The sequence below is a fragment of the Lachnospira sp. genome (assembly GCF_016290755.1).
Classification (GTDB): Bacteria; Bacillota; Clostridia; order Lachnospirales; family Lachnospiraceae; genus Lachnospira; species Lachnospira multipara.
Genome location: NZ_JAEEVD010000054.1, coordinates 1 through 16,830, shown reverse-complemented (window position 1 = coordinate 16,830; position 16,830 = coordinate 1). Strand labels below are relative to the sequence as shown.

The 16,830-nt window shown below is 35.3% G+C and carries 11 protein-coding genes; all 11 read left to right on the top strand.

What is annotated here, in order from left to right:
• The first annotated feature begins 222 nt into the window (after positions 1–222).
• On the top strand, positions 223–1,161 hold the full coding sequence (gene arcC / locus QVA17_RS10795) for a carbamate kinase (protein WP_287388870.1): 939 nt from the start codon (positions 223–225) through the stop codon (positions 1,159–1,161).
• 1,186 nt (positions 1,162–2,347) lie between these two features.
• Entirely contained in the window at positions 2,348–2,749 is a 402-nt protein-coding gene (locus tag QVA17_RS10790; RefSeq protein ID WP_027432124.1) for a hypothetical protein, read from the top strand.
• Between the two features lie 354 nt (positions 2,750–3,103).
• Positions 3,104–4,741: an ABC-F family ATP-binding cassette domain-containing protein gene (locus QVA17_RS10785; protein WP_027432123.1), complete on the top strand. Its 1,638-nt coding sequence runs from the start codon at positions 3,104–3,106 to the stop codon at positions 4,739–4,741.
• 195 nt (positions 4,742–4,936) lie between these two features.
• Entirely contained in the window at positions 4,937–7,711 is a 2,775-nt protein-coding gene (locus QVA17_RS10780; protein WP_287388867.1) for a DNA translocase FtsK, read from the top strand.
• 137 nt (positions 7,712–7,848) lie between these two features.
• Complete coding sequence (locus QVA17_RS10775) at positions 7,849–9,522, top strand: formate--tetrahydrofolate ligase (protein ID WP_027432122.1); 1,674 nt, start codon at positions 7,849–7,851, stop codon at positions 9,520–9,522.
• 112 nt (positions 9,523–9,634) lie between these two features.
• Positions 9,635–11,137, top strand: a complete 1,503-nt coding sequence (locus tag QVA17_RS10770) for a UDP-N-acetylmuramoyl-L-alanyl-D-glutamate--2,6-diaminopimelate ligase (protein ID WP_287388865.1) — start codon at positions 9,635–9,637, stop codon at positions 11,135–11,137.
• A 2-nt stretch (positions 11,138–11,139) separates the two neighbouring features.
• Positions 11,140–13,347 (top strand): replication restart helicase PriA, encoded by a 2,208-nt coding sequence (priA, locus tag QVA17_RS10765; RefSeq protein WP_287388863.1) that lies wholly within the window; start codon positions 11,140–11,142, stop codon positions 13,345–13,347.
• Positions 13,348–13,373: 26 nt separating this feature from the next.
• Positions 13,374–13,844: a peptide deformylase gene (gene def / locus QVA17_RS10760; protein ID WP_027432119.1), complete on the top strand. Its 471-nt coding sequence runs from the start codon at positions 13,374–13,376 to the stop codon at positions 13,842–13,844.
• A 49-nt stretch (positions 13,845–13,893) separates the two neighbouring features.
• Positions 13,894–14,853, top strand: a complete 960-nt coding sequence (gene fmt, locus QVA17_RS10755) for a methionyl-tRNA formyltransferase (protein WP_287388860.1) — start codon at positions 13,894–13,896, stop codon at positions 14,851–14,853.
• Positions 14,854–14,874: 21 nt separating this feature from the next.
• Positions 14,875–15,597, top strand: a complete 723-nt coding sequence (locus tag QVA17_RS10750; RefSeq protein ID WP_287388858.1) for a zinc metallopeptidase — start codon at positions 14,875–14,877, stop codon at positions 15,595–15,597.
• Positions 15,584–16,830: 16S rRNA (cytosine(967)-C(5))-methyltransferase RsmB (rsmB, locus tag QVA17_RS10745; RefSeq protein WP_287388856.1), on the top strand; the 1,247-nt coding region annotated here is incomplete at its 3' end. The genes QVA17_RS10750 and rsmB, both read left to right, overlap by 14 nt.

The window sequence follows — 16,830 nt, the reverse complement described above, 5'->3', positions numbered from 1 at the left end:
AGCTTTAAGCGGGGGTATAAAGCTTACTAGTGTCAGAAGGGGTTAAAGCCCCTTCTGACAGGTGGCACAAAGTGCCACTGCGTTCATGAGGAAGTAGCGAAGCGGATTCCGAATGTCCGCTTTACTATGAGAAAAGCTAGTAAATAGCTTATTTTCCTTGCGAAGGCAGGGGCTTTATTTTATAATTAAATTAATCTTTTTTTTAACTTTGGAGGTTTAAATATGGAGAATAGAAGAATTGTAGTAGCACTAGGAAGAAATGCGTTTGGTACAACATTTAATGAACAGAAAATAAATGTATCTAAAGCAGCTAAGGCAATTGCTGATTTAGTTGAGGACAAATATCAGGTTGTTGTAACTCATAGTAATGGACCACAGGTAGGTATGATTCAGACAGCTATGACTGAATATGCTAGACTTGAGCCAGAAGATAGAACTGTAGCTCCTATGTCAGTTTGTGGCGCTATGAGCGAGGGTTACATTGGTTACGATTTACAGAATGCTATTAGAGAGGAACTTCTTAACAGAGGTATTTATAAGACAGTTTCAACTGTAATTACTCAGGTAAGAGTTGATCCTTTTGATGAAGCATTTTCAAATCCAACAAAGATTATCGGCCGCTATATGACAAAGGAAGAGGCTGAAGCTGAGGAAGAGAAGGGTAATCACGTAGTTGAGGAGGAGCCAGGCAAGTTTAGAAGAATTATTGCAGCTCCAATGCCTATTGATATTTATGAAATTGATGCAATCAAGGCTTTACTTGATGCGGATCAGGTAGTTATTGCTGCTGGCGGTGGCGGAATTCCTGTTTTACAGCAGGGTACACACCTTAAGGGCGCTTCAGCTATCATTGAAAAGGATTATACAGCAGCTAAGCTTGCTGAATTTACAGGCGCTAAGACACTTTTATTCTTAACAGCTGCAGATAAGCTTACAATCGGCCTTGGAACTGACAAGGAAGAGGAAGTTGATGACATTAAGGTTGAGGCACTTGTTAAGCATATTAAGGAGGGCGACTTCCCAGCAATTACAACACTTCCTAAGGTTGATGCATCAGTTAGATTTGTTTCAGCTATTGAAGGCTCAAGAGCAGTAATTGCAAATCTTGAAAAGGCTAAAGATGCTCTTAATGGAAAAACTGGTACAACAATTACAGCTTAGTTTTTAAAATTGGGTTGATTTTTGGAAACAGAGAAATAATTTTTTAGAAAAAATTCATTAAGAACTTTAACAGCTAATATTTTTTAATTGTTAATAGTTTCTTATAAAAGATTTTTAAAAATGTATTTAAACCGGCAAATATAAGATTTCGTAAAAGAAATTAAACTTACAGTTTAATTGGCGAAAAGCTTGTATTTGCTGGTTATTTTTATATTAACCAGTTTTTTATTAGGAAAATGTTGTCGATATTTTTCAAAAGAGAATTTATTTAAAAAACAAATTAAAGGAAAAAATATACAAAATGCAATTTTTCAAATTTGAAAAAATTTTATATGCTAGAAATATAGAAAAAATCTTTATTAGAGACATATGAACAGAAATATTTTAGCAAAAATATAAAAAAAGTACTTTACAAATAAAAAATCCTTTGATAATATTTTGTCGTTGCAAAAACACAAACTAATTCATAAATAGTCAAACACAGATAAAAGGGGGGATTTACTGTATAAAAAGTGTAAATGCCCGCTTATTTTTTTGACTATTATGTAAACGATTACACTAGTCGTATCTGAAAGTTTAAATTTGGCGATTTAGTTTCTGATTCGATTGGAATAATCTAGAATTATGATTTAAATTGATGATATGATTGGAAGATTCGATTTACTGATTAGTTGGTTTGTTGGCTTACTGCGACACATTTTCACAAAAAGTAATTCAAGGAAATAAACGCATTTCATGGAGGATTGCGAAAGGATGAAAGGAGTCATTGAAAACTAAAGAAAAGTAAAAAACCAAAAAACTAACAGAGAAAGAATCAATTGATTAATATTATGCTTAAAGATGAGAGAAAAAGATACAAGAAGATAAAGGAAGAAGTCACAAAAAGATAGAAGTAAAAGATAGAAGAAGTCACAAAAAAATAGAAGAAGATACAAGAAGATACAAGAAGATACAAAAAGATGGGTTTTAGTTAACCGTAAATGTACTGTAAAGATAAAGACATCCCAGGCTTAAATTAAGAAATGGGACAGTTTTGAGAATATTTTATACGTATTTTAAGGCTGCTTAAATTGAGGCCAATTAAATTAAACACTATACAATTATTTAAAAATGTATAGATGAAAGAAAACAAACAGAGAATGTTAGAAAATGAACTATAAGAAAAAGATTAGTGCAGGAGGAAATTATGCTATATTTAGGATCTAATGATTCAAAAATTTCGAATTTTAATTTAACAAAGATGTTTGAGGATTATTTTTATAATATCTTTAAAATTAATAGTATGTGCGAGAAGATCACAAATGAGGAAATTGAGAATATGATAGTGGGACATAAAATGATTGTGGTTTCTTTAGATGAGACGGTGTTACAGACAGAACATGGAGACTTCTTATTAAATATGATAAAGAAGCTTCTTAAGAGAAAGGCTATTTATGTGAGATTTTTGATGTACGATTATGAGGATTTGCCAGCTAGCTTTTCCTGGATTGTTGAGAAATATAACAAGTATATTCAAACCCTAAGCTATAATGACGATCCTTTTGATGTATTTTTTAAATATACATTTCCTAATATAGAAGTGAAATAGATTTCTTTCATAATTATAAGAAGGAAATATAATAAAAAGAAATTATAATTAAGAAGAAATTATAATAAGAAGAAATTGTAACTAGAAGATTTATGATAAGATGATAAATAACACCCCAGTTTTATGGCTATATGTACCGACCTCCAATCGTTAGATTTTTGGTCTAACTTTTGGGGGTCACCTCAATACATGAAGCGGGGGTGCTATTTTTATTTTAAAATGTGTAAATTAGTTTTACTTGCATTTAGGCTTTATAACCTCTATAATTATTATGTTTGTGCTTTAATGGCACGTTGTTTGTAATTTTAGATTAGACTGAAATACTTTGTATTTCTATTTGGAGGTTATATTTAGATGATTAGTGCTAATAATGTAACATTGAGAATCGGTAAGAAAGCTCTTTTTGAAGATGTTAATATTAAGTTTACAGAAGGTAATTGTTATGGCCTTATTGGTGCCAACGGTGCAGGTAAGTCAACATTCCTTAAGATTTTAACAGGCCAGATTGAGCCAAGTAAGGGTGATGTTTCAATCACACCTGGTCAGAGATTATCTTTCTTAGAGCAGGATCACTTTAAGTATGATGAATATACTGTTTTAGATACTGTAATTATGGGTAATGCTCGTCTTTATGAGATCATGAAGGAGAAGGAAGCAATTTATGCTAAGGAAGACTTTACTGAAGAAGATGGTAATAAGGCTTCTGAATTAGAGGCAGAATTTGCTGATATGAACGGTTGGGAATCAGAGTCAGACGCTGCTCAGCTTCTTAATGGTTTAGGTGTTGAAACAGAGAATCACTATAAATTAATGAGCGAACTTGATGGTTCACTTAAGGTTAAGGTATTACTTGCTAAGGCTTTATTTGGTAACCCTGATATCTTACTTCTTGATGAGCCTACTAACCACTTAGATTTAGATGCTATTGCTTGGTTAGAAGAGTTCTTAATTAACTTTGATAATACAGTTATTGTTGTTTCCCATGATAGATATTTCCTTAATAAGGTATGTACTCATATCGCTGATATCGACTATGCTAAGATTCAGTTATATGCTGGTAACTATGATTTCTGGTATGAATCAAGCCAGTTACTTATTAAGCAGATGAAGGAAGCTAATAAGAAGAAAGAAGAGAAGATTAAGGAATTACAGGACTTCATTCAGAGATTCTCTGCTAACGCTTCTAAGTCTAAGCAGGCTACTTCAAGAAAGAGAGCCTTAGAGAAGATCGAACTTGATGAAATCAGACCATCTTCAAGAAAGTATCCTTATATCGACTTTAGACCACAGAGAGAAATCGGTAATGAAGTATTACAGGTAGAAGGAATTTCTAAGACAATTGATGGTGTTAAGGTATTAGATAACGTTTCATTTATTGTAAATCATGATGATAAGATTGCATTTGTAGGTTCTAACGAGCTTGCAACTACAACACTTTTCAATATTATTACAGGTCAGATGGAACCTGATGAAGGTAGCTACAAGTGGGGTGTTACAACATCTCAGGGTTACTTCCCTAAGGATTCAGCTGCAGAGTTTAATAGAGAAGATACAATCGTTGAATGGTTAACACAGTATTCACCAGATCCAGATCCTACATATGTAAGAGGATTCCTTGGAAGAATGTTATTTGCTGGTGATGATGGCGTTAAGAAGGTTAAGGTATTATCCGGTGGTGAGAAGGTTAGATGTTTACTTTCTAAGATGATGATTATGGGTTGTAACTGTTTAGTATTTGATGACCCTACAAACCACTTAGACATGGAATCAATTACTGCTCTTAACAATGCTTTAATTAAGTTTAATGGTGTTGTAATCTTTACTTCACACGATCATCAGTTCATTCAGACAACAGCTAACAGAATCATGGAGATCGTTCCATCAGGTCAGTTAATCGATAAGATTACAACTTACGATGAATATCTTGAAAGTGATGAAATGGCTAGAAAGCGTCAGGGATTTGCTGATGCTGCATCAGATGATGAAGACTAATTTAAGAATTGCTTAATTTAAGGATTAGATTCATTTTTAAAAATGTTCTAAAAGTTTGGACATATACAAACTAATATAATATGTGAAATTAGGAAGTGATTTGCTTAATTGCATTTCGCTTCCTTGTTTTACTTTTGGCTTATATGGTATAATAAATAAGTTTAAAGAATGCTTTGGGACGGGAGGAAATCATAAATGGCTTTAGCTAGTAAAAATAATAAAAGGCCAGTAAAAACAGTAAGTAGGGCAAATAGTAAGTCTAGCAGTGATGCTAAGACTAGTTCAAATAAAAAGACTAAGGGCGAAGAGGCAAAAAAGACTGAGGAAGCTCAGGAAGAATACGGTCTAAAGGAAGAAATAGTGGTATTGATTGCATTTGCATGCGCTGCTATTTTAGTACTATCAAATTTCGAATTAGCAGGTTCTGTAGGTAGAGCAATTAAGTGGCTCATGTTTGGTTTTATTGGAGTAATGGAATATTTCTTCCCATTTGTTGTGGCAGGAACTATTATCTTTATTTCTGTAAACAAGAGCTTTATTAAGATTGCACGAATCAAGGCTATTGCAGTATACGGCCTTATGGTAGACCTAGCTGCAATGTGGCAGAGAATTACAAATGTACCTAGAGTTGAAGGTAACATTTTCTCCTTCTTTACAGTGTGCGCTAATGACAAAATCGGCGGCGGCTTTTTTGGCGGCCTTCTTTGTAAGATTTTATATCCTCTTGGAACAGTTGGATCGTTTGTGATTATGCTTGCTTTAATGATTATTTGCATCGTGGTTATCACTGAGAAATCCTTTATTAAGGGCATGAAGAATGCTAAGACTAAGAGTAAGGAATTTATCGAAGTAGCTAAGAAGGATTATTTTGAATATAAGGAACAAAATGACCTTGCAGATTATGAAGATGATGAAGACGAAGAACTTGAAAGAAATGGACATTTTTCTAAAAATGCTAACAAAAACGCTATTGAAGAAAATGGACAAATAGATTCAATTAAAAAGAAGAAAAAGAGCCCAGTAAGAAGAATGGGACGAAAAGTTTTAGGCGTTACATCTGATACTTTAATTGAAAGAAACGGACAAGAAGATGGTGATATTAATATAGAAAATGTTGAGGCAATTTCTAATCCTGAGGATGAGTATTCAAAGGATATTTATGAACTAGATTCTAACAATCAGGTCTTTAATGGCTTTAATAGCGTAATGACAGATGAAAACTATGATGAAGGCTATCCTGATAACCATAGTGACAGCTATAAGGAAAGTCTTAACGAGGCAGCACAGGAAGCTCCTAATACATTAGATGAGGATTTAAGAGCAGATGTTGCATCTGATAATGATTTTGTATCCGCTTATAATGCAGGTTCTAATGCTTATGCAAGTTCTAATACTTATGCAAACCCTAATGCACATGCTAGTTTGGGTGCTAGAGATAGCTTAACTGAAAGTTATGGTCAGGCAGCAGCTAAGGAGACTCCGTTTGAAAAGGGCAATCAAAAGAAATATCACAAGCCAGATATTAACTGCCTTAAGCGTAGTAAAAAGACTGCATTTCTTGGAGCATCAACAGGTAAGAATGATGAGACTGCAAGAGTATTAAAGCAGACTTTACTTAACTTTGGTGTAGCTGTAGATGTAGTTGGAATTAGCTATGGCCCATCGGTTACAAGATATGAAATTCAGCCTGAACAAGGAGTAAAGGTTAGTAAAATTGTTTCCCTTGCAGATGATATTAAGTTAAGCCTTGCGGCAGCAGATATTAGAATTGAGGCACCAATTCCTGGTAAGTCAGCCATTGGTATTGAAGTGCCTAATAAGGAAGCAACAACAGTTGGACTTAGAGAGTTAATTGAATCTAAGGAATTTAAGAATGCTAAGTCAAAGCTTGTATTTGCTACAGGTAGAGATATTGCGGGTAAGGTGATTTTAGCGGATATTGCTAAGATGCCACATATGCTTATTGCTGGTGCTACAGGTTCTGGTAAGTCAGTTTGTATTAATACAATTATTACAAGTATTTTATATAATGCATCTCCTGAAGATGTAAGAATGATTTTGGTAGATCCAAAGGTGGTTGAACTTAGTGTTTATAATGGCATTCCACATCTAGCTGAAAAAGTTGTAACAGATCCTAAGGAAGCTGCTAAGGCACTTAACTGGGCAGTTATTGAAATGGATAGACGATATAAGGATTTTGCTAAATACGGTGTTAGAAACCTTGAAGGTTACAATGAGAAGGTTGTTAAGGGCGAAATTATTGATGATCAGGGTGAAGTTGTTAAGGATAAGAAGCCACAGATTCTTATTATTATTGATGAGTTAGCTGATCTTATGATGGTTTCTGCTAATGAAGTTGAAGATGCAATCTGTAGACTTGCTCAGCTTGCAAGAGCTGCAGGAATTCACATGGTTATTGCAACACAGAGACCTTCAGTTAATGTTGTAACTGGACTTATTAAGGCAAATGTACCGTCAAGAATTGCATTTGCAGTATCCTCAGGTGTGGATTCAAGAACTATCCTTGATATGAATGGTGCTGAAAAACTACTTGGAAAGGGCGATATGCTCTATTTCCCTTCAAATTTACCAAAGCCTTTAAGAGTGCAGGGCGCCTTTATTTCTGATGAAGAAGTGGCAGACATGGTAGAGGATGTAAAGAGAAAGAATCCACCAGTAGTATATGATGAGAGCATTTCAAAGACTGAAATTGGGGCAGCCTTAGTTGGCCAGTCACAAAGTCAGGATGAAAGAGATCCTTTATTTGCTGAGGCAGGACGATTCGTTATTGAAAACGAAAAGGGTTCCATTGGTATGCTTCAAAGACATTTTAAAATAGGATTTAACAGAGCCGGCAGAATCATGGACCAGCTCTTTGATGCAGGGGTTGTTGGCCAGGAAATGGGAACAAAACCTAGAAAAGTTGAGATGTCCCTTGAGGATTTCAACAATAATCTTGCAAATGGTTAATTAAGATAAGTCTTTTTTGGAAAGATAGCTAGAATAGTAAATGTGTTTAAATAGCAATTGTGAGAGAACTAACAATATGGTACAATCTACATGCGTTTACAAAACGTATCTTTTATTTTTGGAGGATTTGTATGGCAGTGAAAAGTGATATTGAAATCGCACAGGAAGCAACAATGAAACACATCAAGGAAGTGGCTAAGTTAGTAGACATTTCTGAGGACGATTTAGAGATGTATGGCAAGTATAAGGCTAAGATCTCCGATGAGGCTATTGAGCGTGTTTCAAAAAATGAGGATGGTAAGTTAATTCTAGTTACAGCAATTAACCCAACACCAGCAGGTGAGGGTAAGACTACAATTAGTATTGGACTTACAGAGGCACTTAATAAGTTAGGAAAGAAGACTGTAGCAGCACTAAGAGAACCTTCTCTTGGACCATGTTTTGGTATTAAGGGTGGTGCAGCTGGTGGCGGATACGCTCAGGTAGTTCCTATGGAGGACCTTAATCTACACTTTACTGGAGATTTTCATGCAATAACTTCTGCTAACAACCTATTAGCAGCTATGCTTGATAATCATATTCATCATGGTAACGAGCTTGACATCGATGTTAATAGAGTGGTTTGGAAGCGTTGCCTTGATATGAATGATAGAGCATTACGTAATATTGTAGTTGGACTTGGCGAGAAGACTGATGGTGTTCCAAGACAGGATCATTTCATAATTACAGTAGCATCTGAGATTATGGCTATCCTATGTCTTTGTGAAGATATGCAGGATTTAAAGAGAAGATTAGACAATATTATCGTTGCATATAATAGAGCTGGAGAGCCTGTAACAGCTAAAGATTTAAAGGCAACAGGTGCAATGGCAGCCTTACTTAAGGATGCAATTAAGCCTAATATGATTCAGACATTAGAGAATACACCAGTACTTGTACATGGTGGCCCATTTGCTAATATTGCACATGGATGTAACTCAGTAAGAGCAACAAAGCTTGCACTTAAGCTTGCTGATTATACAGTTACAGAGGCAGGATTTGGCGCAGATCTTGGTGCTGAGAAGTTCCTTGATATTAAGTGCCGTATGGCAGGCCTTAAGCCAGATGCTGTAGTAATTGTAGCAACAGTTAGAGCTTTAAAATACAATGGTGGCGTTGCAAAGCAGGATTTAAACGAAGAGAACTTAGAAGCTCTCAAAAAAGGTATCGTAAATCTTGATAAGCATATCGAGAATATGCATAAATACGGTGTTCCAGTAGTAGTAACACTTAATTCATTTATTTCAGATACACAGGCTGAATATGAATTCATTAAGGAACATTGTGAAAGCCTTGGCTGTGAATTTGCATTGGCAAATGTATGGGCTAAGGGCGGCGAAGGTGGAATCGAGCTTGCTAACAAGGTATTAGAGACAATTGAGAAGAAGGAAAGCAATTTCGCTCCAATTTACTCGCTTGATTTAAGCCTTGAAGATAAGATCAACACAATCGCTAAGGAAATTTATGGCGCAAGTCATGTAACATTTGATTCAAAGGCAAAGAAGGAATTAGCTAGATTAGAAGAACTTGGCTTTGCTAAGCTTCCTATTTGTATGGCTAAGACTCAGTATTCTTTATCAGATGATGCAAGCTTACTTGGTAGACCAGAGAATTTTGATGTTAATGTAAGAGAAGTTTATGTAAATGCAGGCGCAGGCTTTGTAGTTGTGCTTACAGGTAAAATTCTTACAATGCCAGGACTTCCAAAGAAGCCAGCCGCAGTTGGAATTGACTTTGATGAAGAAAATAATAAAATAACAGGTTTATTCTAAAATATATTTACACATTTACTTAAAAGACTTTCACACATTTACTTATAATTTGCTTATAATAAAGCAAAAGATTAATGGGAGGACAAGTTATTATACTTGTTAGGTAAAAATTATGTTATTATCAGAGATTTTAAAAAATTGTATAGAAAATGAATGTACAGATTTCAGCTATGAAATCCTACAGGGTAAAGAAGACATTTATGTAACAAATGTAAGTTCTGACTCTAGAAAAGTAGATAAGGACGGCGTTTTTGTTGCAATTAAAGGAGCGGTAGTAGACGGACACAAGTTTATCCCTAATGTGATTGATAGAGCTAGTGCTATTGTAGTTGAATCTACTGCTAATTTAGCTGATATTCCAGAAGGAATCACAGTTATTAAGACAGATAACACAAGACTTGCTCTTGCCTTAATGTCAGCTAGTATCTATAAGAATCCAGATAAGGAAATTTTTACTATTGGTATTACTGGTACAAAGGGAAAGACAACTACAACATATATGATTAAGAATGTATTAGAGGCATGCGGTATTAAGACAGGTCTTATTGGTACAATCGAGACAATCATTGGTGATGAGCACATTCCATCAGAGAATACTACTCCTGAATCAAGCCAGATTCATGAAAGCTTTAGAAAGATGGTTAATGCTGGTTGTAAGGCTGTTGTTATGGAAGTTTCAAGTCAGGGACTAAAGCTTGATAGAACAGCAGGTATTATGTTTAATATTGGCGTATTTACAAACCTTGAGCCAGATCACATCGGACCTAATGAACATGAAAGCTTTGAGGATTACTTAGAATGTAAGGCTAAGTTGTTTAGACAGTGCTCAACAGGTATTTTTAATGCAGATGATGAGCATGTTGAAAAGATGATTAAGAATGCAACTTGTAAAATAGAGACATATGCTATTGATAAGGACGCAGACCTTAAGGCAAGCGATATTAAGCTTTTCCACGAAGGTGGTAATATTGGATTAAACTATAAGTTAGTTTCAAAGGATGATAGTAAGGACTTAGAAGTTAAATTAAATCTTCCAGGTCGCTTCTCAGTTTATAACTCTTTATCAGCTATTGCGGTAACAAAACATTTTAATGTGCCAGAGGCAACTCTTTTAAAGACACTTCAGGAGGTTAAGGTAAAGGGTAGAATTGAACTTGTAAAGGTATCTGATAACTTTAGTTTAATGATTGATTATGCACATAATGCTATGTCCCTTGAGAGCTTACTTACAACATTAAGAGAATACAATCCACATAGAATTGTAACTTTATTTGGTTGTGGCGGTAACAGGTCAAGAGATAGAAGATTTGAAATGGGCGAAGTATCTGGAAGATTATCAGATTTAACAATTATTACATCTGATAATCCAAGAGATGAAGAGCCTGAAGCAATTATTAAGGATATTATAACTGGAATATCTAAAACTGATGGTAAACATGTGGATATAATAGACCGTAAGGAAGCTATTAAGTACGCAATTGCTCATGGTGAACCAGGAGATATCATTGTTCTTGCAGGTAAGGGACATGAGGACTACCAGATTATTAAGGGCGTAAAGCATCACATGGATGAAAGAGAGCTTATTGCTGAGGTTTTAGAGGAACTTAAGAGGTAAAAATGTTTGCTGATATAATAATAGATATATCTCATGAACAATTAGATAAGACTTTTCAATACAATATCCCGGATGAACTCCGGGATATTGTTAAGATTGGAAGTTTGGTTAACATACCCTTTGGTAGAGCTAACAAGATGATTCAGGGCTATGTAATTAATATGGGGGAAGAGGCAAAGTACCCTGTGGAGAAGATTAAGTACATAGACAGCCTAGTTACAGACAAAGTAGGCCTTGCAGGGGAAATGATTGAGCTTGCTTACTGGATTAAGAAAAACTACGGTTCAACCATGAATCAGGCTCTAAAGACAGTTATTCCTGTAAAAGATAAGGTTAGCCAAAAAGAAAAGAAGTCTGTGTGCCTTAATGTGCCGGTGAATGAGGCAAAGGCAATGCTTGATACATTTTTAAAAAAGAATGCAAAGGCAAAATTTAGATTAGTAGAGGCTTTGATAGAAGAAGAAATAATTGATATGAGTATTATAAAATCTAAGCTTAATATCTCAGCATCAACTATTAAATCACTTGAAGATGACGAAATTATAAAGATTAACTCAGAAGAATATTATCGAAATCCTGTGCCAAGAAGGAATATGTTTGGTAAGAATGTAGAATTAAACCCAGAACAAAGACAGGCAGCAGATTTGATAAAAAAAGACATAGATGAAAATGTATATAGAACTTATCTTCTACATGGAATTACAGGTAGTGGAAAGACGGAAGTTTACCTGGATGTAATTGAGAAGGTTATTGAATCTGGAAAGCAAGTAATTATGCTTATTCCAGAGATTGCTCTAACTTTACAGACAGTGCAGAGATTCTACTATAGATTTGGAGATAAGGTTTCTATCTTAAATTCTAAGATGTCAAAGGGCGAGCGATACGACCAATTTTTAAGAAGTATGCGTGGGGAAATCAGTGTAATTATTGGACCTAGGTCTGCACTGTTCACACCATTTCCTAATTTAGGTCTTATAGTTATTGATGAAGAGCATGAGGGAGCTTATAAATCCGATAAGACTCCAAGATATCATGCTAGACCCGTTGCAATTCATATAGCAAAGAAGAAACAAATTCCAGTAATACTAGGCTCGGCTACCCCAAGCGTGGATAGTTATGAAAGAGCCCTAAATGGAGAATATAAACTAATTACTTTGACTAAGAGAGCGGGAGATGCTAAGTTACCAAAGGTCTATGTAGAAGACATGAGAGACGAGCTAAGAGCTGGCAATAGGTCTGTTTTTAGTAGAAGGTTAAAGGCGCTAATTAGTGATAGACTTGAAAAGAAGGAGCAGATAATGCTCTTTTTAAATAAAAGAGGCTATGCAGGATTTATATCTTGTAGAAGCTGCGGGCATGTAATGAAGTGCCCGCATTGTGACGTTTCCTTAACGGCCCATAATAACGGGAAACTTATCTGCCACTATTGTGGTTATGAGCAGGAAAATGTTACAACTTGCCCAGAATGTGGTTCGAAATATATAGCTGGATTTAGGGCGGGAACCCAAGCATTAGAAAAATTACTAAAAAAGGAGTATCCTAATGCTAGAGTCCTTCGTATGGACACAGATACAACAAAGAATAAGGGTGGACATGAAAGAATCCTTGAATGCTTTGCAAATCATGAGGCAGATATTTTAGTAGGTACTCAGATGATTGTAAAGGGACACGATTTTCCAGATGTTACTTTAGTTGGCATTGTGGCAGCAGATATGTCACTTTATGCTAGTGATTACAAGGCCCCCGAAAAGACCTTCCAGTTGCTTACTCAAAGTGCTGGTAGAGCTGGTAGAGGTAAAAGTCTTGGTGAGGTAGTAATTCAAAGCTATACACCAGATCACTACAGTATTCAGACTGCGGCACATCAGGATTTTAGAGGATTTTTTGATCAAGAAATAAGCTATAGAAAATTACTTGGCTATCCTCCTATATTAAATATGCTAAAAGTTACCTTATCAAGCCCTAATGAGGAGGCACTAGATAGGGCTAGCATTAGCTTAAAGGAGAGAGCGGACAAGGTAAATAATTCAATAGTTTTAGGTCCAACTAAAGCTAATATTTATAAAATTAATGATATTTTTAGCAAAGTTATATATATTCGCAATAAAGAATATGGTAAACTAAGCAGTGTATATGAGAACTTGGACAATTTTGTTATTGGAAACCCATTGTTTAAAAATGTTTTAGTCAATTATGACTTTAATGAATAATATTATAAAGATAGGAGAATAATAATATGGCAATCAGAAATATTAGAGAAATTGGTGATGATATATTAAGAGCAGAATGCAAAGAAATAAAAGAAATGACACCAAGAATTAAGGAACTTATCGAGGATATGTTTGAAACAATGTATGAGGCTAATGGTGTTGGTCTTGCAGCTCCTCAGGTAGGTGTAAGAAAGAGATTAGTAGTAATTGATTGTGGCGATGACCCAATCGTATTAATTAATCCAGTTGTTTTAGAGACAAGCGGAAGCCAGACAGGACAGGAAGGTTGCCTTTCAGTTCCAGGTAAGGTAGGTATTGTTACAAGACCTAACTATGCTAAGGTTAAGGCTTTAAATGAAGATATGGAAGAAATTATTGTTGAAGGTGAAGAATTACTTGCTAGATGTATGCTTCATGAAATTGACCATCTAAACGGTGTAATGTACGTTGATAAGATGGAAGGCGAGTTAATGGAAGTTGACTACGACGAAGAATAATCCATAAATATAGAAGATAAATTCATAAATATAGAAAAGAGGCAAATTAGTGAGAGTAATTTTTATGGGAACACCGGATTTTTCGGTGGGTACATTAGAAGCTATTATAAAGGCAGGACATGAAGTTTGCGCAGTAGTTACACAGCCTGATAAGCCAAAGGGAAGAAGTAAGCAATTACAATTCTCTCCTGTAAAGGAGGCGGCTCTTGCCCATAATTTAGAAGTCCTACAGCCAGAGAAAGCTAGAGACCCTGAATTTGTAGAAGAATTAAGAAGATATAATGCAGATGTTTTCGTAGTTGTGGCATTTGGCCAGATTCTACCAAAGGAAATTATTGAGATGCCAAAGTATGGTTGTGTTAACGTTCATGCATCTTTACTTCCTAAGTATAGAGGTGCTGCGCCTATTCAGTACGCAGTTATTGATGGTTGCGAATATTCAGGCGTTACAACAATGCAGATGAATGAAGGCCTTGATACAGGCGACATTCTTATGGTAGAAAAGTTAAAACTTGATCCTAAGGAAACAGGTGGTTCTTTATTTGATAAATTAGCAGTTGTAGGCGCTAACCTACTTGTTAAGACTTTAGTAGGTCTTAAAGAGGGAAGCATAAGTCCAATTCCTCAAAATGAAGAGGATTCTACATATGTTAAGATGATAAAGAAGTCCATGGGAGAGATAGATTTTAATAAGTCTGCAGTAGTTATTGAAAGACTTATTAGAGGTCTTAATCCATGGCCATCAGCTTTCACACATTTACAAGGAAAGACTTTTAAGATTTGGGAAGCTAATTGCCTTGATGATGTTACTGATGCCAAAGTCGATTTAAGCACAGCAAAGAACGGCGAAATCGTAGCTCTAAGAAAGAATTCCCTTGTAATTAAAACAGGAGAGGGTTACTTAGAGGCTCTTGAAGTTCAATTAGAAGGCAAGAAGAGAATGGATGCAGGCTCCTTCCTTCGTGGCAATAACATTGAACTTGGCACAGTTTTTGGTAAGGAAGAATAATCATAAAAAGAGGTGACTTATATGTACTATGGATATGGTTTAGGCTATGGATATTATTTTGATCCAACTTATATACTGATAATTATAGCAGCAGTATTAGCCTTGCTTGCACAGCTTAGAGTTCAATTTACATTTTCAAAATACTCAAAAGTAGCGAGCTCTAGAGGTCTTACAGGAGCTATGGTTGCTGAACAGATTCTTAGAAGCGAAGGAATCTATGATGTGGGTGTTGCCCATGTTTCAGGTTCTCTTACAGATCACTACGATCCAAGAACTAAGATGGTAAATTTATCAGATTCAGTATATAATAAGTCTTCTATAGCAGCGGTTGCTGTAGCAGCCCATGAATGTGGACATGCAATTCAGCACAACAGAGGCTATGTGCCACTAAGCCTTAGATCTGCAATAGTACCTTTTGCCAATATCGGTTCAAAGGCATCTTGGATTTTTATTATACTTGGTGTGCTTTTAAGCTGGAATCAGACACTTATTACAGTGGGAATCTTAATGTTCTCTCTTGCAGTGCTTTTCCAGATTGTTACACTTCCAGTTGAGTTTAATGCCTCGGCTAGAGCCCTTAGAATTTTAAAATCTAACGGAATGCTTGTAGATAGAGAAAATTCTAAGGCGAGATCTGTACTAACAGCAGCAGCTCTTACTTATGTAGCAAGTGCTGCCTCAGCTATTTTACAGTTACTTAGATTAATAATTTTATTTGGAGGAAATAACCGTGACGACCGCTAATAATTCGGTTAATCTAAGAGCAGTTGTTTTAGATATGCTCTTAGAGAATGAAAAGAACGGCGAATTTTCTAACTATCTTTTAAATAATGCGCTGGCTAAATACCAATATTTGGAAAAGAGCCAGCGCTCATTTATCGCTAAGCTTTTTATTGGAAGTATTGAAAGAAAGATAGAATTAGACTATGTTTGCAATCAATTTTCAAAAACCAAAACTAATAAAATGAAGCCCTTAATTAGGGTCTTAATTAGAATGTCGATTTACCAGCTTTTATACATGGATTCAGTGCCTGAGTCTGCAGTTTGTAATGAGGCTGTTAAGTTAGCAACTAAGCGTGGTTTTGTAAGCTTAAAGGGCTTTATAAATGGCGTATTAAGAAATATTGCAAGAAATAAGGATTCAATAGAATACCCAGCAGAGAGTGACTACATTTTACATAATAGTATTAAATATTCAATGCCAGAATGGATTATTAAGCTTTGGCTTGAAAGCTATAGTAAAGAGGAAGTTTCTGATATTCTAGAGGGTCTCTTTAAAGAGAAAAGAACCTACATTAGAGTTAATACAAGTAAGATTAGCCCTAAGGATTTAAAGGAAAAGCTAGAATCTGAAGGGGTTAAGGTTGTTAATACTGAGATTGATTATGCACTAGAGATTTCGGATTATGATTATTTGACGAATTTAGACAGTTTTAATGAAGGTCTTTTTCAGATTCAGGATTTAAGCTCAATTATTGCAGGTTACAATTCTCATTTTGAAAATGGACAGACAGTAGTGGACGTTTGCGCCGCACCTGGTGGCAAGACAATCAATGCTAGTTTGTGGGTTGGCGATGAAGGAAGAGTTTTTTCTAGAGACATTTCCTATGAAAAGCTTGATAAGATTGAGGAAAACCTTGATAGATTAGGAATTACTAATGTAGAGACAGAAGTGTTTGATGCCTCAGAACTTGATGAGAGTTTAGTAGCTAAGGCTGATGTAGTAATTGCTGACCTACCTTGTTCAGGTCTTGGCATTATAGGTAGAAAGCCAGACATTAAATACAATGCGAGTCCTGAAAAATGTGCTGAATTGGTAGAAATTCAGAAAAATATTTTAACTACAGTAGTTAATTATTTGAAAGAATCTGCTATACTAGTTTATAGTACTTGTACAATCAATAAGGCAGAGAATGAAGAACAAGTGGAATTTATAAAGGGTCTAGGCTTTGAACTTTTAGACATGAAACAGTTATT

Excerpts from the sequence above, each read along its gene's own strand:
- arcC (WP_287388870.1), top strand. The coding sequence starts at position 223 with ATGGAGAATAGAAGAATTGTAGTAGCACTAGGAAGAAATGCGTTTGGT.
- QVA17_RS10790 (WP_027432124.1), top strand. The coding sequence starts at position 2,348 with ATGCTATATTTAGGATCTAATGATTCAAAAATTTCGAATTTTAATTTA.
- QVA17_RS10785 (WP_027432123.1), top strand. The coding sequence starts at position 3,104 with ATGATTAGTGCTAATAATGTAACATTGAGAATCGGTAAGAAAGCTCTT.
- QVA17_RS10780 (WP_287388867.1), top strand. The coding sequence starts at position 4,937 with ATGGCTTTAGCTAGTAAAAATAATAAAAGGCCAGTAAAAACAGTAAGT.
- QVA17_RS10770 (WP_287388865.1), top strand. The coding sequence starts at position 9,635 with ATGTTATTATCAGAGATTTTAAAAAATTGTATAGAAAATGAATGTACA.
- priA (WP_287388863.1), top strand. The coding sequence starts at position 11,140 with ATGTTTGCTGATATAATAATAGATATATCTCATGAACAATTAGATAAG.
- def (WP_027432119.1), top strand. The coding sequence starts at position 13,374 with ATGGCAATCAGAAATATTAGAGAAATTGGTGATGATATATTAAGAGCA.
- QVA17_RS10750 (WP_287388858.1), top strand. The coding sequence starts at position 14,875 with ATGTACTATGGATATGGTTTAGGCTATGGATATTATTTTGATCCAACT.